An 18914-nucleotide genomic window follows, 5' to 3' on the forward strand; every position below is an offset into this window, starting at 1 on the left:
GGGGCAAGAAGCTCTCGGTACGGACGGTGAAGGCCCCAGGCTTCGGCCCCAAAGGCATCCACCGCTTCGTGCTGCCCTTTACCGTGTTTCTCAAGCTCAAGGACATCGGCGGCAATGTGCTGCCGGCGTACCAGGAGGAGTTCGTCGACATCCCGATGGAGGCGCACCAGGACGCGGCCTATCGGCAGCTGGCTGGCAAACTGACCGCGGAGCTCCGCCAGGCTCTGGCACGGCGAGACACCACGCTACTTGGGGTGGTGCTCAATGTGCTGCTGGCCTGGCCGGACTGCTGTTTCCGGCCGGAGGTAGTGAAACACCCTCGGACCCGGGACACCTTGGCCAGGGTCGACGCGATCTTCGACGAAGACCAGGCCAGCCCCAAGGAGGAGGCGCTGATCGAGCTGTGCCGTCAGGAGAAGGCGCTGGGCCGCAAGGTGCTGGCCTACACCGTCTACAGCGGCACCCGGGACACGACCAGTCGGCTCAAGCGCTTGCTCGAGCAGGCCGGTCTGAAGGTGGCGGTACTGCGTGCTTCGGTGGATACGGCCCGACGCGAGGATTGGATCCTCGACCAAGTCGACCGTGGCGTCGACGTGCTGGTCACCAACCCGGAGCTGGTGAAGACCGGTCTGGATCTGCTGGACTTCCCGACCATCGTCTTCCTACAGACGGGCTACAACGTCTACACCCTGCAGCAGGCAGCGCGCCGGTCGTGGCGGATCGGTCAGAAGCAGGCGGTACGGGTGCTGTTCTTCGGCTATGCCGGTAGCTCGCAGATCACCTGCCTGCAGCTGATGGCCAAGAAGATCGCGGTAGCTCAGAGCACGTCGGGAGACGTTCCAGAGTCAGGACTCGATGCGCTGAACCAGGATGGTGATTCGGTTGAGATGGCGTTGGCGAGGCAGCTTGTGAATAGCTAAAAATACAGCCCCTTTTCGAAGGGGCATCTCTTTTACTCTAATATTTCTAGAACTCTTCAAAAATAATATTATTCGATCTCGAATTTACATCAGTCGCAATCCAAGCGTCCGTTCCATTCACAATGGCCACGTCGCAAGTGGGCGACACTGAATCGCTTCTGAGCGACACCTCTTCGATAACACCTAACATGGTACCGATTACTTTCCCCCTTACTTGGTCTAGTGGAGACATGCCGAGTTCCTCATCAACAACATTCTGCATGCCACGCTGTAGCGATTGAGCTTCTTCTAATGAGAACCCGCTGGGAAAGCATGCTACCCGCCCCTCCTCCAAAACGCTTAGCTTATCCGCACTAATTGACTGATGAAAAAATACAACACGATTTAAAATTCTATTTTCGTCGATCGTCGGATAAGTAAACAACCAAGATGTCTCAGCAAGATCAAGATCCACTCTTGCCCATTCGACCGCAGACTCAAAATAATTCCGCCTAATTAGCAATATCTGCTCCAAGGCGCAATCCGAGTTTCTGATATCACTATCAGCCATGTAGTTTTTGAATGGCTCCAACATAGCAACAGCACCACAGCCGGTAACAATTCCAATAGCCGTCCTAGTGATTTTGTTTTCACTATCTTCAAAATAAAGAAGATTACCTTCCTGACCATAAGCTGTCACTCGCTTATCTGCTACAACAACAATCTCACCACCCAAGTGAGCGACCAGCAAACACGTCACTTAAAATACCCCTGAGATTTTAGCAAATGGCTTTAGGTTAGCTCAAAAGGCTATACAGCAGGACCATGTCATTATTTGGCTAACTCGAAGCCAAGCTATCACCAACAATCGGCGCCCAAATGCTTGACTCTTCTTCATACAGGAAAAATATCTTGGACTTATCTACTACAGCCCTATCAAGGCCAACACCAATCTCTGTCGACCATTTGAAGTCCAAGACTGACTGAACGCTCCCTCTATTAATCTGAATTGAGGCAATATTGCCACTTTCAGCCCAACCAGCTGGATCAATAGCAATAAAGGGCTGCCCAACATACAATTTATTTTTTGACGCGTTAACAATAACTACTGTCCCTTTGACATAGGGACCATCAATAATTTCTGTACTCGCAACAAAAGCCTGACTGCTAATTGCTTCACGCAAAGTCTCGCCTAATACGACCTTATAGATTCCATCGGCGAGCGATCTTATGAACTTAATAAGTCTTTCCATCTCCTCCTGGCCGATTAGATCATCAGAGACTCCACGATGGGCAATTTCATTTCTTCGCTCAACCAGGTCATCCAGCCGGGCTTCTACCCGACTAGCAATAGTACTGAACTCTCCTTCATAACCACCCTCACTACGATGCCACTCAACTACATCCTTGGATTTACGGAAGATCTCAGAAAACAACGAGATACCCACGTCTTTGAAAAGACTAGTAAGAGGACCCATCCTCAAGTTGTTGTCGTGATGAGTGACCGCCATGGGCATTAGTTCATAAGCCTCACCAGCCAAGCACTTATAAAGACTCTCAGTCACTGTATATTTAGTGACACCTTTATATCTACCTTCGCCAAGCTGGCTTCTTAACAAAAATGATATTCGCTGCAAATATTTGTTTGTTAATGCCTCAGGCAGATCCTCATAACTTTTAAAATGAGACAGTTTTTTGGCGTATTCAGCCACTATACCTTCCGCATACCGCTCAAAGGTGGCATATAGAGATACTATAAAGGCTGAGTGATCAAATCTCCTACGAAGAGTCAGATAGCTTCTAATGTGATGATTTTGATCCGTCCCCAAAAGCTCGTTCACGGGACCTATGGACTTCACAAAAGATTCTAGGTCTTGTATCTCGCTGTCAAATTCAGAAATGACCGCATACATTTATGACTTCCCTATCCCATCTTGAATCTTTTCAATAGCATCGATAAAAGCCATGTAAACTATATGATTACGCGACTGAGTATCTGCGTAGTTGGTTTTTCTTCCTGCGAATATTGTTCGATTTTCGGAATAAGCTTTGGCCAAGCTCTCCCTCAAAAAGCCTGGATGAGCTACCAGCGCTTTACGATAACAAACTATCCCCTTGGCATTACTCACAAACATAATTGGATCATAAACGATTTTAGTAGGCCTATCGTTGACGCCAATTAGATGGAACGCCTCGACACCCAGCGCAGAATACAAAAAACCAATAGTGTCATTAAATACAACCTCATAGTCATTTATAACTGACACACCAAACCCATTCCCTTTAACGAGAAATTTATCTAGAAACTCCGAAATTTTATTTAATCCAGCCCGAAATTCTTTTATTTGCCTGTATGCGAAGAAGCGGAGGATCATTTCTACATCCTCCATCTTCTCAAACATCCGCTTGCCGATAACCGTCGCTACATCATTCTCGGCCAACAACTCCTCTTCACTTGAATGATCGGCGGTAGGATTAGCAGGTATACCCCACATCTCCCTATACTTTTCGTTATTAGAAAGCTTAAGGCAAAGCTTGTTGAGAGGACCATCATATATGGCATTTCGTGTTTCCTGGCTTCCCAGCTCAACGCCTCCAGAATTCAAGCGCTCGAATACGATTTTTTTAAGCTCAGCAGCTTTCTCCTCTGTAGAAGCTGTCTCCTTCAAGAGAATTATTGACGATATGTACCTTCTATCTATCCCATCTCTAACTTTTTTAGGAAGATCACAATATCTCCTCCCATCGAGGTCAGGCCAATATTCCAATCCGCAAAGAGCAAATTTATTGGCGTAAAAGTCACTCAGAGCTGTCAGACGCTGCCTGCCATCCATCACCTCAAATCTTGCTAGATCGCGTTCATAAAGGAAAACCGGCGGAACCGGTACGTTCATCAGAAAAGACTCTATGAGCCGCGATTTCCGCTCATCGCTCCAGCGATGACGTCTCTGATACTCAGGATCGAGCTTGTATCTCAGTTCTTTTGCAATTCCAGCAGATGGATTAGAGCCCTCGCTCTCCGGGTCTACATCAACGTACTCATTGAGCATCGCCGGTATACCGGCCAAAGAATACCTGGCCGATTCAGTAACGATACGAACTTCCCCCTTAGCATAGCGAGAATTCAGTTCCTCATCAGTAGCACTACGCTTAAGTTTGACATCAACGAAATTGACTTCCTCATTGGGAAGAAGCTCTAAAGGAACTGTTGTTTCGACTTTACCTTGCCTTGCCATAGCGCGATCTACCTTTTGTAAGCCCAAACGTCCAACTCCACTACTGGATTAGACTTGCTTTTGAGAAAATGATCGGCCTGCCTCTTCCCTAAGCTTGCAACGCCGGCATCGCGTATCTCGTCTATATACCAACCCGAACCCGCAAGCGACTGCTTTATTATTTCAATAGGACTCGCCTTGCGATCTGATATACCTCCAAACCTAATCACAAGCTGGGCGTCATTATCCGAGACATTCGCCACATTCTTCCAAACAGTGTTGAGCCCCTCCGAAAACTGATCCGGACTTCCATGCTTTAATTGATCAGGATGCTCGTATTGAACCACATCAGACCCGCCAACAAACCAGTTCCTAAGCCATTGATCCGGTATATACGTTTTCATGCCATAATACGGCGGAGACGTTACTATCCAGCTGAACTTCTTGTCGTGAACGGGCGAGACTAACGAGGAGATATTCTGACTGTCCCCGACTCTAGCAATCCCCATACCTTCCAAGCTTAGATTAAAGTACCTTACACCTCTTCTGGAAATAACTCCCAAGACATCTACGGCAGGGGGAAGCATAGATCTCTCTTGCCAATACCCTACAGCGTAGCGAGGCTTTGGCGCATAGGTCCTAGGGCACTGATTTGAAAAATAGGAAACCGTTTTTTTCTGGATCGGTCCGTGCAGCGCTCCCAGCATAATGCCTCGCAGGGCCTTACGTACGGAGCTACCGCAATCTTCCAACAATGCTTTTCTTATCTTGCATATATCTCTTAAAGTGGACGACTCGTACGCCCAATTCCAAAACTCTCCCTGAGGAAGCGCAGGATCATTATCGCCACTCAATATATGCCTAGCTTCAGCAATAATTTCATCAGGATCAACACGGACTAGCTTACTTTCCGTAATTGCAACCGCAACTGGACTTGCATCCACACCTACAGACTCAAGCCCATATTGCCTTGCAGCAAAATTAGTTGTCCCACGACCGCAGAACGGATCCAACACAAGATCTCCACGCTTTGCTTCTTTCAAAATCGCCTGCGGGAAATCTAATGGAAACATGGTAAAATATGGGCATATACCATTCAGCAGTGGAACAGTGATCTTAGGCGAGGAGCCATTCACCAATACACCCTCAAGATTTTCCATTTAATTGACTCATCGTGATATCGCCATTTAGCGCTACTGGAAGCCAACGATAAAGAGTAGGCAATGACACACCCAGATCCTTAGCAACAGACTTCATATCCATACCCATTGCAATCAAATGCTTTGCCGCAGATATTTTGCTATCAGTCATTACTCTCTTCCGGCCACCATGACGCCCTAGCTTTTTAGCCGCTTCTAAGCCTGCCCTTGTTCGCTCTACTATCAGCTCGCGTTCCATCTCAGCCAAGCTTGCCATAACATTAAAGAAAAACCTCCCTGAGATGGTCGATGTATCAATCGAGTCAGTCAGACTCTTAAATTCAACGCCTTGGGACCGTAGCTGATTTACTAAATCTATCAAACTGCGAACACTCCGACCTAAACGATCAAGCTTCCATACAACTAGCGTATCCCCTGGTCGCAGCAAGTCCATTACCCTATTTAATCCAGGGCGCTGATTGATACTACCGCTTATTCGATCCTCAAAAATCCGGTCACAGCCTGCCTTCGTCAGCGCATCCAACTGAAGATCAAGGCTTTGGTCTTGCTTTGATACCCGAGCGTACCCAATAAGCAAATTCTATCACCAATTGTGTTTTTTTAGATAAAAGCTATCAAGCATTTTCTCATAATCCGTGCTGATTAAGCATATTGAGAATCAGTTTTAAGAATGAGTTTCGATAACATAGATGCTAGCAATTTAGCAAAATCCTTGTCGTTTTCAGAAGACGGCTGCACTGAACGTCAGAAGCCGACTGCACTATAGCAGCGGAGGGGTTGGATCCATCAGGCAACGACGGGCTGCTGCCGGCCAATAGCCGACAATGACGACACTGGAAATCCCCGCCTGTGAGCGTCGGCTCAGGGCGGGACAGCGTCATCCAGCTACCTGCGCCACTGACTCAGCCTTGTCCAGCCGGCCGCGCCGCACGAACAGACTGACCAGCCGTTGACGGATCGCCACCTGGAGTTCCGCCAGTTGTTCCGGCGTGATGCGAATTTCACCCGCTCGACGAGCGCAACACCGGCGCCGCCTACGCCAAGAACCGGCGAATCGAACTCAAACTCACGAACCGCTGAGCGCCGCGTCACCGCGCTGCTGCGCCAGCCAGTCGCGCGGGGCGCAGCCCATGCGCACGCGGAAGGCGCGCGCCAGAGCGTTCGGGCTGCCGTAGCCGACGCGGTCGGCCACCACCGCCACCGGCCGCCCCTGCTTGAGCAGGGTGCAACTGACGTTCATCCGCCAGTCGGCCAGATAGTCGCCCGGCGTGACGCCCACCGCGTCCTTGAACGCGGCGGCGAAGCGCGCGCGTGACATGCCCGCCTTCGCCGCCAGCGCCTCGAGCGACCACGCGGTCTGCGGCGCATCGTGCATGGCGGTTATGGCGCGCGCGAGTTTCGGGTCGGCCAGGCCCGCCAGCAGTCCGGTGGCGCCAAGCCGCCCATCCATCAGATAACGCAGCAACTGGATCAGTAGCAACTCGCACAAGCGGTCGATGGCGGCCTGCCGACCGCACTGGTCGCGCTCGGCTTCGGCAAACAGCAACTCTAGCGTCGGCCCGAGGCCGGGCAAGTCCGCCAACGGAATCAGCAGCATCGACGGCAAGGCCATGGCCAACGGATTGCCCGTCGAAGCGCCCAGGTCGACCTCCGCACACAACTGCTCAGCGGTATCGCCGGGGGCGGCGACAAAACGATGCGACGCCACGCGCGGATAAAACAGCAGGCTCGGCTCGGTAACCAGCAGATCTTCATGCACGGGCGAACGCGCCGTAATCGGGCCGCGCCGCACCAGATGGATATAGCCATGCGGCGCCGCGTAATGATGCTGCCCACAGAAGGCGCCGCTGTGAAAAACGCGCGCCGAAAGCGAGTAGTGCCGGAGCAAGCCGGCCAGTCGATCCGCCATTCCACTCTCCATATAAGACGATAGGTTACGTATTTGATACTTTACGTGCCATATCGTACCAAACAAAGGGCGATCATGCCCACGTGCTCTTGCACCTCACCCACTACGGAGATAGACATGACCCAAATCGCCCCCCTGACCATCGACACCGCTGACGCCGCTACCGCTGCCACACTCAAGGCCGTCAAAGCCAAGCTTGGCATGGTGCCGAACCTGTTCGCCACGCTGGCCCACGCGCCGGCGGCGCTCAATGGCTACCTCGGCTTGTCCGAAACGCTGGGCACCGGCCGCCTGAATGCCTCCCAGCGCGAGATCGTTGCGCTCGCTGCCGGTCAAGCCAATCGCTGCCAGTATTGCCTGAGCGCACACACCCTGATCGGCAAAGGTGCCGGACTGTCGGCAGAGGCCATCGCCGCGGCCCGCACCGGCCAGGCGGCCAACGCACTTGACGATGCAATCGCCGGCTTTGCCCGCGCGCTGGTCGAGCAACGCGGCGTGGTGTCGGCCGACGCCATGGCCAACTACCGCCGCGCGGGGCTCGACGACGGCCTGATACTGGAAGTGATCGCCAACGTCGCGCTGAACACGCTCACCAACTACACCAACCACATCGCCGACCCCACGGTGGATTTCCCCGTGGTCGCCGTCTGATCTCCATAGGCATATAAGGAGAACACGATGAAAATCGCACTCACCGGCGCTCTGCTCGCCAGCGCCCTCGTCCTGCCACTGGCCGTCACGGCCGGCGACTAAAGGCCTCGGCCGAGCACTACCGCAAGACCGGCAAGTTCTTGGACGGCGCCACTCATTGGCAGCGGCGGGGCCGCGATGGCGGCGGCGCTGAAGGCCGTCGAGCAAGGCGCGACGGTCACGCTGATCGAACGCGGCACCATCGGCGGCACCTGCGTCAATATCGGCTGTGTGCCGTCCAAGATCATGATCCGCGCTGCCCATATTGCCCATCTGCGCCGGGAAAGTCCGTTCGACGGCGGTATTGCGGCAACTGTGCCTGCGATTGACCGCAGCAAACTGCTGGCCCAGCAGCAGGCCCGTGTCGATGAACTGCGGCACGCCAAATACGAAGGCATCCTGGACGGCAATCCAGCCATCACCGTTTTGCACGGTGAAGCGCGTTTCAAGGACGACCAGAGCCTGGTCGTCCGTTTGAACGAGGGTGGCGAGCGCGAGGTAACGTTCGACCGCTGCCTGGTCGCCACCGGTGCCAGTCCGGCCGTGCCGCCGATTCCGGGCCTGAAAGAGTCACCCTACTGGACTTCCACCGAAGCGCTTGTCAGCGACACCATTCCCGCACGCCTGGCCGTGATCGGTTCGTCGGTGGTGGCGTTGGAACTGGCGCAAGCCTTTGCCCGGCTCGGCAGCCAGGTCACGATCCTGGCACGCAGCACCTTGTTCTTCCGGGAAGACCCGGCCATCGGCGAGGCCGTGACAGCCGCTTTCCGCGCCGAGGGCATCGAGGTGCTGGAGCACACGCAAGCCAGCCAGGTCGCCCATGTGAACGGCGAATTCGTGCTGACCACCGGACACGGTGAATTGCGCGCTGACAAGTTGCTGGTTGCCACCGGTCGGGCACCGAATACGCGCAGCCTCGCGCTGGACGCGGCGGGGGTCACTGTCAATGCGCAAGGGGCCATCGTTATCGACCAAGGCATGCGCACGAGCAACCCGAACATCTACGCGGCCGGCGACTGCACCGACCAGCCGCAGTTCGTCTACGTGGCAGCGGCCGCCGGCACCCGTGCCGCGATCAACATGACCGGCGGCGACGCAGCCCTCAATCTGACCGCGATGCCGGCAGTGGTGTTCACCGACCCGCAAGTCGCCACCGTGGGCTACAGCGAGGCGGAAGCGCACCACGATGGCATCGAGACCGACAGTCGCACGCTGACACTCGACAACGTTCCGCGAGCGCTTGCCAACTTCGACACACGCGGCTTCATCAAGCTGGTCATCGAGGAAGGTAGCGGACGGCTCATCGGCGTGCAGGCGGTGGCCCCGGAAGCGGGCGAACTGATCCAGACGGCGGTGCTCGCCATCCGCAACCGCATGACGGTGCAGGAACTGGCCGACCAGTTGTTCCCCTACCTGACAATGGTCGAGGGGTTGAAGCTTGCGGCGCAGACCTTCAACAAGGACGTGAAGCAGCTTTCCTGCTGCGCTGGATAAAAAAAGGAGGTTTTCAATGAGCGCCTACACCGTGTCCCGGCTGGCCCTTGATGCCGGGGTGAGCGTGCATATCGTGCGCGACTACCTGCTGCGCGGATTGCTGCGTCCGGTGGCGTGCACCCCGGGCGGCTATGGCCTGTTCGATGATGCCGCCTTGCAACGGCTGTGCTTCGTGCGGGCGGCCTTCGAGGCGGGCATCGGCCTGGACGCGCTGGCGCGGCTGTGCCGGGCGCTGGATGCTGCGGACGGCGATGAAGCGGCCGCGCAGCTTGCCGTTCTGCGCCAGTTCGTCGAGCGTCGGCGCGAAGCGTTGGCCGATCTGGAGGTGCAGTTGGCCACCATGCCGACCGAGCCGGCACAGCACGCGGAGAGTCTGCCATGAACAGCCCCGAGCGCTTGCCGTCCGAGACGCACAAACCGATCACCGGCTACCTGTGGGGCGCGCTGGCCGTGCTCACCTGTCCCTGCCATTTGCCGATTCTCGCCATTGTGCTGGCCGGCACGACGGCCGGCGCGTTCATCGGAGAGTACTGGGGTATCGCAGCCCTCACGCTGACCGGTTTGTTCGTCCTGTCTGTGACACGACTGCTGCGGGCCTTCAAAGGGGTCGTTTGCGGGAGAGGGCGAAATCCTACGCTAAGGCTTTGGCCAACGATATTCTCCGGTAAGATTGATGTGTTCCCAGGGGATAGGAGAAGTCGCTTGATATCTAGTATGACGTCTGTCGCACCTGCTTGATCGCGGCCGCGATAGCTAGATCGCGTTGCTCCTCTTCTCCATCCGCGTTCCAAGCTGCGGAAAGGCACCCATAAGCGTACGCCTGGTCGAGCAGGCGACGCGGATCGACGTCCAGCGCACGAGAGAATGCGTCCGCCATCTGTGCAATGCGTCTAGGATCGAGACAAAGGTCGTCTCTGTCAGCCGGATCGTAGAACATATTGGCGGCGCCAAAGCCCACTTCACCGACCAGACCGACGGGATCTATCACCAGCCAGCCGCGACTGGAGAACATGATGTTTTCATGATGCAGATCGCCATGTAGCCCACGCAGTTCCGAGGCATTGCTCATCATTTGATCGGCTATAATCGCCGCGTGGACGTAGTCAGTTTGACAACCTGCGTTTTGATCATCGCGCGCCCGCTGAAACAAAGCTGCAAAGCGATCCCGGATCGGGAGAAGGGCAGAAGGCAGGGGTTCCTCAGATGCGGCATACAGCTTCGCCATTAGTTCCGCTGCAATTTCGGTCGCCTGGTAGTCGCCGTGCTCGGCAACGATGTGAGAGAGCATTCGCTCCCCGGCATATTCGAGCAACATCAGATTGTTCTCACGACCGAGCAACCGGACTGCTCCCCTCCCATTGCGCCATACCAGATAGTCGGCCCCGCGCAGTTCATCAGCAATGTCTTCTATAGGTTTCAATCCCTTGACGATTGCAGGAGTCCCGTCTGGCAATGAAACTTTCCAAACGAGGCTGGAAAAGGTGTCCGCAATGAGAACAGGTTGCGAAACGTGCCAATGAGCAGGAAAAACAGGCGGCATGAACATCAACCCCAAGTCAGAGGGTCCAATCGCAGATAGAAGGCAAGGCGTTCGCGGTCGGGGGCTTCGATCCCCAATACATTGAATAGGACAGCGAAGGCGCGCTCTGCTTCATCTGGCGCTGCCCAGTTCTCTTCGGCGTTAGCAATCATGAGTGCCAAATCGGCATAGCGATCTGCTGTTCCGAGCCGCCCAAGGTCGATCAGACCCGTGCATTGAAGAGTTTTAGGGTCCACCATGAAGTTCGGCATGCAGGGATCACCATGGCAAACAACCATATCGGTGCGCTCTTGGTCGAGCCGCACCGGTAGCTCTCGTTCGACACGAGCCAAAAGATCGAGCTGCGGCGTACTCTTGTCCTCGTCCGGTAAGAAGTCGGGATTGACGGCATTGCGGGACACCACATCAACGGCGCGTCCGAACATTCGCGACAGCCTGCGCTCAAACGGACATTGATCAACCGATAGGCTGTGAACAGCGCCAAGTTGCTGCCCCATTGACGGCCACGCTTTGAGCAAATCCGCTCCAGACAGATCAGCCGCCGGTACTCCCGGAATTGCCGTTATCACCAAGCATGCACCCTCCTGTTCCTCCTGCCAGTTGATCACCTCGGGGCAAGCCACACCTCGACCTTTGAGCCAAATGAGGCGGTCACGCTCTCCAGCGAGCTCACCGCGGCGGGAAGCAGGTGCGATTTTCGCGAAGGCATGCCCGTCACCACGTCGAAAAACAAAATCACCAGATTCTCCGCCTCTGACAGGCAACCAGTCAGAATGCGATTCACCAAAAAAAATATTAGTTCGATTCAATGGAGGTTCCTTCAGTTTTCTGATGAAGCGCGGAGGTGGCTCAACCTGCGAAAAGAAACGAGTTGCTACGTAAGTCCGAGAACATGCTTTCCATGGTCTCTGAGCTCGCCTTTGGGACCGACATATCGGTAGAGAGTGACGCGCTCGATGCCGAGTTCCTTGCAGAGATCGGAAACTGAAGTATCGCGCTGGGCCATGGCGGCTTGCGCGAGACGCACCTGAGCTTTGGTGAGCGCGAATTTTCGTCCGCCCTTGCGACCGCGCGCTCTCGCGGAGGCGAGACCCGCCATGGTGCGCTCTCGGATCAGATCCCGCTCGAACTCGGCCAAGGTGGCGAAGATTCCGAACACCATGCGACCGGACGCAGTCGTGGTGTCGATCTGAGCGCCCTTTCCAGTCAGAACCCGCAGGCCGATCTTGCGGTCTGACAGCTCCTTCACCGTGTTGACCAGATGGGCAAGCGATCGTCCGAGGCGATCGAGCTTCCAGACCACCAGCACATCGCCGTCACGCAATGACTTGAGGCAGGCAGTCAAGCCAGGGCGATCATCACGACCGCCGGAAGCAAGATCATCATAGATATTGTCCCGTTCGACACCTGCGGCGCGCAAGGCGTCGTGCTGCAGGTCGAGAGACTGCGAGCCATCGGCTTTGGAGACGCGGGCATATCCGATCAGCATGTATCACAAACGTTCGATTATGTGACAGTGTGAGCCAGAAAGTTCTCGCCGTCAAAAACTGTCACTTAACCCGTCATTTAGTCTAAGACCTGCAAACGGCCATTCAGGCTCGTAATGTGACAAAAACTCCGGCGGGATGCCCTCCTTGGTGAACGTGGCGCGCAAACGTTCCAGGGATTCGGGGTCGCGTCGCCCGTAGGACGCCAGTGTGAACAGCAAGCGGGCCGTCTCCGGGTTGTGTCGCGCTTCAATGATGGCCTCATCGATGGCCTGGGCTGCTCGTTGCCAGTGGTTGATGGGTTCCGGCTTCGGCACCTTCGCCGGCAGGCCGTTGGTGAAACCAGTGTGCGGCTCCGTCTGAAACAGCGCGGCCTGTTCCCCGCGCGGGATCAGCGCCTTTGACTCGATCAGCGTGATGGCGGTGGCCGCCGCCTCCAGCATCTGCCACTGCACCGCCGGGGCCAGAATCTCGTAGGGACGCCACAGACTCTGCCCGGCGCGCAGCGGATGGCCGCAGCGCTCCCAGACATGGCGGATGCTCGCCGAGCAACTGCCGCAGTGCGAGAGCGGCGTGTTCAGCTCATCAAGCAGGGTGCGCAGCAGCCGGAACCACAAGCCGGCGTGGACACGCCGACGCGGCAGCTCCACAAAACCCGTCGTCAGCGCCTGCCAGGTGCGCCGGTCCATGCAGGCGATTGCGTCATCGGCAGGGCGCGGCGCAGCATCGGCGATTTCCCACTGAAGATACCGGCCGGGCATGCCCCAGTAGGACTCCAGCCAGCAGCCATGCTGCGGGCAGCTCAGCATCAAGGGGAGCTGCCAGACGAGTAGCACAGCTTGATTCGTTGGATCGTTCAGACACTGCGGACACGCCCGGCGAATCGTCTGGCTCGGTAGCCAGGCACGCCAGCGAGTGATGGACCGCACCTTGCGGGTGCGCTTGGGCAGGAGCACCGCGCATTGGAATGTATAGGTTTCCAAGGCTGCTGGTACCGAATCGTCGAGACTGTCGAGCAGCCACGGCACCCAGCCTGCAAGACTCATGCTGCGCAACCGCTCCAGCTCGACGCCACTGCGCTGGCAGAGCGCCGTCAGCAACGACAAGGATGGTGCGGTATCCAGGTCATCAAGTTGGCTGTGACCAAGATCGTGGGCCAGCAGCTCGTGCACGTCCATCTGGTAGCAGGCGGCGACCCGGTTGAGCCATGAGGACAGGGCTTCGCCTTCCTTGGGTGCCGGATGCAGCGGCCAGCGCGGCGCGGACTTCACATCAGTTCCCGCTCGAACTGTCGCCGCCGCTCACTGGGGCCGATGTAGTCGGCCATGCTGAGCGTGCGGTGGTTGATCGCTTCCTCGCCACTCTCCACGGCGGCGACGGCCGCCGCCACCAGCAGATGTGCAAGCTCGCCGATGGTGCCTTCGCTCCGGGTGAGCAGGTAGCGGGCCATGTCCAGCGTGGCAATCGGGGATGGCCGCCGTAGCGGGAGTGACGCCGCGAAGCTGGCCAGCAGCGAGCAGCAGTCCTCATTGGCCTCCCACGGCGGCAGCAGCATCGGCTCGAAGCGGTTTTCCAACTGATCGTCCGAACGGATGGCCAGGTACGCCTCGCGCGTGCCGACCCCGACCAGGGGGATACGCAGCTCGTTGCCGAGGAAGCGCAGCAGGTTGAGGAACTCGCGCCGGTTAACGCTGTTGCCAGCCAGTACATTGTGCAGTTCGTCGATCACCAGCATGCGCACGCCGACCTTGCGCAGCAGGGCCAGCGCCAGTTGCTCCATTTCCGGCAGCCGTGGGCGCGGGCGCAGCGGCGCGCCCATCGCAGCCAGCAGCGCGACATAGAAGCGGATCACCGATGGCTCTGACGGCATCTGCACGACCAGCACCGGGATATGTTCTTGGTCAGCGTCGGTGCCGACCGGGTGCGCCCGCCGGAATTTCTCGACGATCATCGACTTGCCGTTGTTGGTGGGGCCGACCAGCAGCAGGTTTGGCATGCGTTGCTTGTTCGGCCACGCATACAGAGTTTCCAGCCGGTTCAGCGCCTCGACCGCGCGCGGGTAGCCGATCCAGCGGTCGGCGCGAATGCGCTGGATGCGCTCGTCTGCCGGCAGCCTGGCCAAACCCTGTGCCGCTGGCAGCAGGTGGGACAGGTCAATGACGGGATATTCGTCCACGGCTACCACTCCTCGATCTGATCGAACGGTTTGGCCGGCGGCAGGTTGTCTGCCTGCGGGTCAGCCATGTCCACATCCGGCGGTATGGGCTTGGCCGGTGGCTCCGACGTCTTGAGGTGCTGGCGGCGATCAGCGTCGCGCCGCGCCTTGCGCGTGGCCTTCTGGGCGGTGGTCACGATCTCGCGCATCTGCCCGATCATGCGGAACAGCGCCGACTCGTCCACCTGCTCGCGCCCGAGCTGACGCAATTTGGCCAGCGCCTGGCGTTGTTCCCAGAGGGTGACGGCCGGATGGGACAAGGTGCGGTAGTGGATCTCCAGATAGTGCTGACCTTCCGGTTCCAGTACCCAGATGCGGCTGATGTCGCGCGGATCGCGCCGGATCAGGAAGGCGGGCAAGCGCTCGCGCCGGGCAATCCACGGCTTGAGGGCGTCGGCGTAGTAGTGGATGTGGTCGATGACAAAGCCGGTGCGGGTCAGGGTGCGGCGGATCACCGGCAGGAAATCGACCAAAAACGCGGTGGGGCGGGTAACGACGGCCGGGACGCCAACGCGCTCCACGGCCTCGGCCCAGCGCGCGGCCGGCGGCTGGAGCAGGCCGTTGTGCACGGAGCCGTGATAGGTGCCTACCGCCAACGCGAGCCAGCGCTCCAGCTCGCGCAGCGTCAGGGTGGCCATCTTCTCGGAATCGTACTCGCCGCGCTGGCCGGGATTGGAGAAGGTCGTCCCCGGTAATTCGTCGTGGATCATCTGCATCGCCGTGCCGATGATCCGTTCCACGATGCCGCCGTAGTGCGGCTGGCCTGGTGGGCGATAGTCCAGCCGGATGCCATGCTGTTCGCAGCCACGGCGCAGCGCTTCGCTTTTGAACTCGGCCGCGTTGTCCAGATAGAGCAGCCTGGGCTTGCCGCTCATCGGCCAGTCCATTTCCACATTCAGCCCTTCCAGCCAGGGCCGCTTGTCGCAGGCGGCATGCGCGAGGCATAGGCCGACCGAGACGGCGGACGGCGCTTCCAGCGTGACCACCATGCCGAGTACGCAGCGCGTGAACACGTCGATGGCGAGGGTCAAATATGGGCGGCCAATCGGTTGCCGGTCGCGCTCGTCGACCACGATCAGGTCGATGACGGTGTGGTCGATCTGCACCTGTTCCAGCGGCATGGTGACTTCTGGCGGAATGCCACCCGCGCCTTGCAAGGGACGGGCAGCGTCCTGCCCGCCCCGGCTGCGGGCTATTTTCGCCGGGTGTAGTCCGGCAATCCGCTGGGCCACGGTGTTGCGCGCCGGCACCGGCAGCTTCTGGGTTTTGCACGCCTGCGCGACTTCGCGGTGGAACGCCGCCAGGCTGCGTTTCTGCTTGGTCAGGAAGCGCTTTTGCAGCAGCTCGCGGATGATGCGCTCGACCGGTTCCGGCAAGCGCCCCTTGCCTTTGCCGCCGCCGGATCGGCCGGGCGTCAGGTCTGTTACCAGGCCAGTACCCTGCCGGGCGCGACGGATCAGGACATATACCTGTCGCCGGGACAGGCCCAGCGCTTGGGCTGCCTCATCGGCGGCTTCATGCCCGACCACCTCAAGCGCTGCCAGTGGCCCGATGATTTCCGTCCGGTGCCGGGCTTGCGCCCATGCCTCGTCGGGCAGGGTGGCCACGCCTTGCGCGGCAATCGGTGGAGTGTCTGATGTCATGCCCAAACCTCGCTTTGGTGCACACGAGTATTGAGCATAGTCGAGATTGGTGCAGACGACTCCTGATATTGGGCTGTCAGGAGCCGTATGCACACCAGGCGTTACATCCAGTCAGATGGTGCGGTCGTCTTCTGAAAACGACAATCCTCGCGCTAGGATATTGCTATCGAAAACGACCGTTTTTGAGAAATCGAGATTGCTAGATTTGCCAGACCTGATCGATCCTTGTCGTGAAGCCCTGGCTGAGCAACTCGCGCCGCATGCTCCATCCTGGTGCTTCGCGGATCCGAGCTGCTCGCAAGGTGCCGCGACCGTACTTGCGGTTGACTTCGTCAAGGGTAGCCATCAGTTGGTCAGCGATCGCAGGCTGCGCCTGGGTGAAGAGGTCGCCAGTGACTTCGTCGCGCTGGCAGATCTCGGCCAGCAGGATCTCGGCTTTGGAGTAGGCATACCCTTCCCGGAAAATCCGGGCCAGCCCGAACTGGGCGTACTGGATCAGCACCCGAGTGTCATCAGTGGGATAGGGCAGCTGCAGGGTCACGCTATTGGCATAGCGAGGCTGCTCGGGATTGAACATGCCAGTCTGAATGCCGACACGAAGGATCTGACACAGGGATTTCTGGACTCTGAGCTTTTCTGCCGCACGCGACGTGTAGCTGGCCACCGCCTCGGCCAGCGCAGAAAGCTGATACTGACGGGTACCGAACATCCGGCTGCTGCAGATCATCTGCTTCGGCGGCTCGATCTCCTCGAGGTCGAGACACCGCACGCCTCTGAGCTCTCGGGCAGTCTTTTCCAGGACGACGCTGAATTGCTTGCGCAGCGACCAGGCATCGTACTGGGCGAGGTCCCAAGCCGTTTGGATACCCATGGCCTCAAGCTTCACCTTAAGCCGGCGGCCTACTCCCCAGACTTCGTCGACCGGCAACTTCCGCAGAACCTTGTCGCGCAGCTCCGGGTCCCGGAGATCAACTACCCCGCCGGTTCGATCAATCCAACGCTTGGCAGCATGGTTGGCGAGCTTGGCCAGCGTCTTGGTATTTGCGATCCCAACGCCAACCGGGATCCGTGTCCACTGGAAGACCTTGTCCTTGATCGCTCGGCCTACGTCGATCAGCGGCTCCGGTATACCGGTCAGATCAGCAAAGCACTCGTCGATGCTATAGATCTCGTAGGCCGGTACCAGGCTCCCGATCGTCCGCATCACACGGTCACTAACGTCACCATAGAGCGCATAGTTGGAACTGAACGCTTGAACGCCATGCTGACGCGCGAACTCCCGCAGCTGGAACCAGGGCGCCCCCATGGAAATTCCTAACTTTTTGGCTTCGACCGACCTTGCGATCACACATCCATCGTTGTTGCTGAGGACCACGACGGGCACGCCATTCAAGTCCGGCCTGAATATGCGCTCGCAGCTGCAGTAGAAGCTGTTGCAGTCGATGAGGGCATAGACCTGGTCAGGCATGACCGAGGCGCCGCAGGCAATCGGTAGCGATGCCCCAGACCTCGAATTCGTCCTCCTCCCGTACCGGGATCGGTTTGTAGTGATGGTTGGCCGAGTGCAGCTCGTACTGGCCATGGGCATTGCGCTGCAGGGTCTTGATCAGCGGCTCGCGGTTGAGCGCCGCGACCACGACATCGCCCGGTACCGCTTCGCGTGCCCGGGTAATGATCAGCAGGTCATTCGGGAAAATTCCCAGGCCCATCATGCTATCCCCGGTGGCCCGGACGATGTAGGTGTGTGGGGCCTTGATGTTCAGTAGGTCATCGAGCGAGATGACCGATTCGAGGTGATCCTGCGCGGGTGACGGAAACCCGCAGGGGACGCGGAAGAGGAAGACCGGAAGGGCCTTTTCAGATGGAGCCAGATTGGCGACAAATTCGATAGACATGGCAAAGCGAGCCTCCTTTCGTCAGACTGTGTATTTATACAGTTAGCAAAGGAATCGCTAAGCTGTCCATCTGACGTCACTCGCCGCCGACGACTGGAGATATATACATGGCCAAGCCACCCCAGCGCGACCTGAACTACTGCTTGCTAGTTCTGCTGCTGACATTGCGCATCCATGGGACCGAGAGCGCTATGCGTGATACGGCCAGACGCTGCATCAAGCTGCTCCCGAAGCGGCAGCGCGACCTGATGCAGAACATTGTTCAGAGCCGGTATCCGCTGGATCTGGTCCGTCACATCGCTCGCAACGTGGACTGATGGGTCTCTCACTCGTCCGTACGAGGTGCATACGCGGCAGAAATCCTGACCGTCTAGCGCCGATCAACCGTACTATCTGCTGACATAGCACAACGCTATCATCATCACTGGATATGATTTCGAGCCCGATTGGCTCAAGGATTAGGACGTGAAGGATGGACTGGAAAGCGCAGGACGCGCACTGAGTATTGGGCTCTACCCGTTCCGCGTAGATTGCCGTCGGGTCTCGCTCACCGAGATCCTCGTCGCCATCTACCACCCCGGCGAGTCCGTCAGGCTCACCTACACCCAGATCACCAACGACCACGCACTCAATCCCTTCGTGATGAATGCCCTCATCGCCAGGCTGCAAAAGGAATTGGAGCGGCTGAGCGCCTATGTCGAACCGGCCTCGGCCCCAGCGGTGATCGAGCACCGCATTGCCTAGGGTGAACCGGCGCTGCAACCCCG

The 18914-nt window shown here is 57.7% G+C and carries 21 protein-coding genes; 7 read left to right on the plus strand and 14 right to left on the minus strand.

Going from position 1 to position 18914, the window contains the following annotated elements; all coding sequences use genetic code 11:
* On the plus strand, nt 1–920 hold a 920-nt coding region (locus QMX82_RS02865), incomplete at its 5' end, for a helicase-related protein (protein WP_282281162.1).
* 46 nt (nt 921–966) lie between these two features.
* Here the strand turns inward: QMX82_RS02865 and QMX82_RS02870 are convergent.
* The 6 genes from QMX82_RS02870 to QMX82_RS02895 form a co-directional block, all read right to left on the minus strand.
* Nucleotides 967–1650 (minus strand): hypothetical protein, encoded by a 684-nt coding sequence (locus QMX82_RS02870; protein ID WP_282281163.1) that lies wholly within the window; start codon nt 1648–1650, stop codon nt 967–969.
* An 88-nt stretch (nt 1651–1738) separates the two neighbouring features.
* The gene (locus QMX82_RS02875; protein ID WP_282281164.1) at nt 1739–2812 is read right to left on the minus strand and encodes an MAE_28990/MAE_18760 family HEPN-like nuclease; all 1074 of its coding nucleotides are present in this window, start codon (nt 2810–2812) and stop codon (nt 1739–1741) included.
* On the minus strand, nt 2813–4135 hold the full coding sequence (locus tag QMX82_RS02880; RefSeq protein ID WP_282281165.1) for a DUF262 domain-containing protein: 1323 nt from the start codon (nt 4133–4135) through the stop codon (nt 2813–2815). It abuts the gene before it with no gap.
* Nucleotides 4136–4143: 8 nt separating this feature from the next.
* Nucleotides 4144–5274, minus strand: coding sequence for a DNA methyltransferase (locus tag QMX82_RS02885; protein ID WP_282281166.1), 1131 nt, complete (start codon nt 5272–5274; stop codon nt 4144–4146).
* A complete protein-coding gene (locus QMX82_RS02890; RefSeq protein ID WP_282281167.1) occupies nt 5261–5851 on the minus strand; it encodes a recombinase family protein in 591 nt (196 codons plus the stop codon). Before QMX82_RS02890 ends, QMX82_RS02885 begins: the two co-directional genes overlap by 14 nt.
* Before the next feature lie 489 nt (nt 5852–6340).
* The gene (locus tag QMX82_RS02895) at nt 6341–7183 is read right to left on the minus strand and encodes a helix-turn-helix transcriptional regulator (protein WP_003830784.1); all 843 of its coding nucleotides are present in this window, start codon (nt 7181–7183) and stop codon (nt 6341–6343) included.
* Nucleotides 7184–7258: 75 nt separating this feature from the next.
* Between QMX82_RS02895 and QMX82_RS02900 the strand changes: the two genes are divergently transcribed.
* From QMX82_RS02900 to merE, 4 genes are all read left to right on the plus strand, one after another.
* Complete coding sequence (locus QMX82_RS02900) at nt 7259–7834, plus strand: carboxymuconolactone decarboxylase family protein (RefSeq protein WP_011347535.1); 576 nt, start codon at nt 7259–7261, stop codon at nt 7832–7834.
* A gap of 156 nt (nt 7835–7990) precedes the next feature.
* Nucleotides 7991–9367: a mercury(II) reductase gene (gene merA, locus QMX82_RS02905; RefSeq protein WP_442969370.1), complete on the plus strand. Its 1377-nt coding sequence runs from the start codon at nt 7991–7993 to the stop codon at nt 9365–9367.
* Nucleotides 9368–9383: 16 nt separating this feature from the next.
* Nucleotides 9384–9749, plus strand: a complete 366-nt coding sequence (merD, locus tag QMX82_RS02910; RefSeq protein ID WP_003465059.1) for a mercury resistance co-regulator MerD — start codon at nt 9384–9386, stop codon at nt 9747–9749.
* The gene (gene merE, locus QMX82_RS25925; RefSeq protein ID WP_442969368.1) at nt 9746–10105 is read left to right on the plus strand and encodes a broad-spectrum mercury transporter MerE; all 360 of its coding nucleotides are present in this window, start codon (nt 9746–9748) and stop codon (nt 10103–10105) included. Before merD ends, merE begins: the two co-directional genes overlap by 4 nt.
* On the opposite strand, the gene QMX82_RS02920 is transcribed toward merE, so the two are convergent.
* The 8 genes from QMX82_RS02920 to QMX82_RS02955 all read right to left on the minus strand — a co-directional run bounded on the left by QMX82_RS02920 (nt 10077) and on the right by QMX82_RS02955 (nt 18147).
* The gene (locus QMX82_RS02920; protein WP_000480968.1) at nt 10077–10913 is read right to left on the minus strand and encodes an aminoglycoside O-phosphotransferase APH(6)-Id; all 837 of its coding nucleotides are present in this window, start codon (nt 10911–10913) and stop codon (nt 10077–10079) included. The genes merE and QMX82_RS02920 overlap by 29 nt on opposite strands.
* Nucleotides 10913–11716 (minus strand): aminoglycoside O-phosphotransferase APH(3'')-Ib, encoded by an 804-nt coding sequence (aph(3'')-Ib, locus tag QMX82_RS02925; RefSeq protein WP_001082319.1) that lies wholly within the window; start codon nt 11714–11716, stop codon nt 10913–10915. Before aph(3'')-Ib ends, QMX82_RS02920 begins: the two co-directional genes overlap by 1 nt.
* 65 nt (nt 11717–11781) lie before the next feature.
* Complete coding sequence (locus tag QMX82_RS02930; protein ID WP_000904906.1) at nt 11782–12396, minus strand: recombinase family protein; 615 nt, start codon at nt 12394–12396, stop codon at nt 11782–11784.
* Between the two features lie 51 nt (nt 12397–12447).
* Nucleotides 12448–13665, minus strand: a complete 1218-nt coding sequence (locus QMX82_RS02935; RefSeq protein WP_003465063.1) for a TniQ family protein — start codon at nt 13663–13665, stop codon at nt 12448–12450.
* Complete coding sequence (locus QMX82_RS02940) at nt 13662–14570, minus strand: TniB family NTP-binding protein (RefSeq protein ID WP_003465065.1); 909 nt, start codon at nt 14568–14570, stop codon at nt 13662–13664. The genes QMX82_RS02935 and QMX82_RS02940 overlap by 4 nt, the downstream gene beginning before the upstream one ends.
* Nucleotides 14571–14572: 2 nt before the next feature.
* Nucleotides 14573–16252 carry a Mu transposase C-terminal domain-containing protein gene (locus QMX82_RS02945; RefSeq protein WP_003465068.1) on the minus strand — a complete coding sequence of 560 codons (1680 nt, stop codon included), beginning with the start codon at nt 16250–16252 and terminating at the stop codon, nt 14573–14575.
* A 199-nt stretch (nt 16253–16451) separates the two neighbouring features.
* Entirely contained in the window at nt 16452–17720 is a 1269-nt protein-coding gene (locus QMX82_RS02950) for a Y-family DNA polymerase (RefSeq protein ID WP_282281168.1), read from the minus strand.
* A complete protein-coding gene (locus QMX82_RS02955; protein ID WP_282281169.1) occupies nt 17713–18147 on the minus strand; it encodes a LexA family protein in 435 nt (144 codons plus the stop codon). Before QMX82_RS02955 ends, QMX82_RS02950 begins: the two co-directional genes overlap by 8 nt.
* A 107-nt stretch (nt 18148–18254) precedes the next feature.
* On the opposite strand from QMX82_RS02955, the gene QMX82_RS02960 reads away from it, so the two are divergent.
* Together QMX82_RS02960 and QMX82_RS02965 are read left to right on the plus strand one after the other, a co-directional pair.
* Nucleotides 18255–18464: a DUF7740 domain-containing protein gene (locus QMX82_RS02960; protein WP_282281170.1), complete on the plus strand. Its 210-nt coding sequence runs from the start codon at nt 18255–18257 to the stop codon at nt 18462–18464.
* 148 nt (nt 18465–18612) lie between these two features.
* Complete coding sequence (locus QMX82_RS02965) at nt 18613–18891, plus strand: hypothetical protein (protein ID WP_282281171.1); 279 nt, start codon at nt 18613–18615, stop codon at nt 18889–18891.
* Nucleotides 18892–18914: the final 23 nt, after the last annotated feature.

The organism is Pseudomonas sp. PS02302 (genome assembly GCF_029959585.1).
Taxonomy (GTDB): Bacteria; Pseudomonadota; Gammaproteobacteria; order Pseudomonadales; family Pseudomonadaceae; genus Chryseomonas; species Chryseomonas aestiva.

What these genes read in the sequence shown, in the direction of transcription:
- QMX82_RS02875 (WP_282281164.1), bottom strand. Translation starts at nt 2,812, where the DNA reads ATGTATGCGGTCATTTCTGAATTTGACAGCGAGATACAAGACCTAGAA.
- QMX82_RS02880 (WP_282281165.1), bottom strand. Translation starts at nt 4,135, where the DNA reads ATGGCAAGGCAAGGTAAAGTCGAAACAACAGTTCCTTTAGAGCTTCTT.
- QMX82_RS02885 (WP_282281166.1), bottom strand. Translation starts at nt 5,274, where the DNA reads ATGGAAAATCTTGAGGGTGTATTGGTGAATGGCTCCTCGCCTAAGATC.
- QMX82_RS02895 (WP_003830784.1), bottom strand. Translation starts at nt 7,183, where the DNA reads ATGGCGGATCGACTGGCCGGCTTGCTCCGGCACTACTCGCTTTCGGCG.
- QMX82_RS02900 (WP_011347535.1), top strand. Translation starts at nt 7,259, where the DNA reads ATGCCCACGTGCTCTTGCACCTCACCCACTACGGAGATAGACATGACC.
- merD (WP_003465059.1), top strand. Translation starts at nt 9,384, where the DNA reads ATGAGCGCCTACACCGTGTCCCGGCTGGCCCTTGATGCCGGGGTGAGC.
- merE (WP_442969368.1), top strand. Translation starts at nt 9,746, where the DNA reads ATGAACAGCCCCGAGCGCTTGCCGTCCGAGACGCACAAACCGATCACC.
- QMX82_RS02920 (WP_000480968.1), bottom strand. Translation starts at nt 10,913, where the DNA reads ATGTTCATGCCGCCTGTTTTTCCTGCTCATTGGCACGTTTCGCAACCT.
- QMX82_RS02930 (WP_000904906.1), bottom strand. Translation starts at nt 12,396, where the DNA reads ATGCTGATCGGATATGCCCGCGTCTCCAAAGCCGATGGCTCGCAGTCT.
- QMX82_RS02945 (WP_003465068.1), bottom strand. Translation starts at nt 16,252, where the DNA reads ATGACATCAGACACTCCACCGATTGCCGCGCAAGGCGTGGCCACCCTG.
- QMX82_RS02950 (WP_282281168.1), bottom strand. Translation starts at nt 17,720, where the DNA reads ATGCCTGACCAGGTCTATGCCCTCATCGACTGCAACAGCTTCTACTGC.
- QMX82_RS02955 (WP_282281169.1), bottom strand. Translation starts at nt 18,147, where the DNA reads ATGTCTATCGAATTTGTCGCCAATCTGGCTCCATCTGAAAAGGCCCTT.
- QMX82_RS02960 (WP_282281170.1), top strand. Translation starts at nt 18,255, where the DNA reads ATGGCCAAGCCACCCCAGCGCGACCTGAACTACTGCTTGCTAGTTCTG.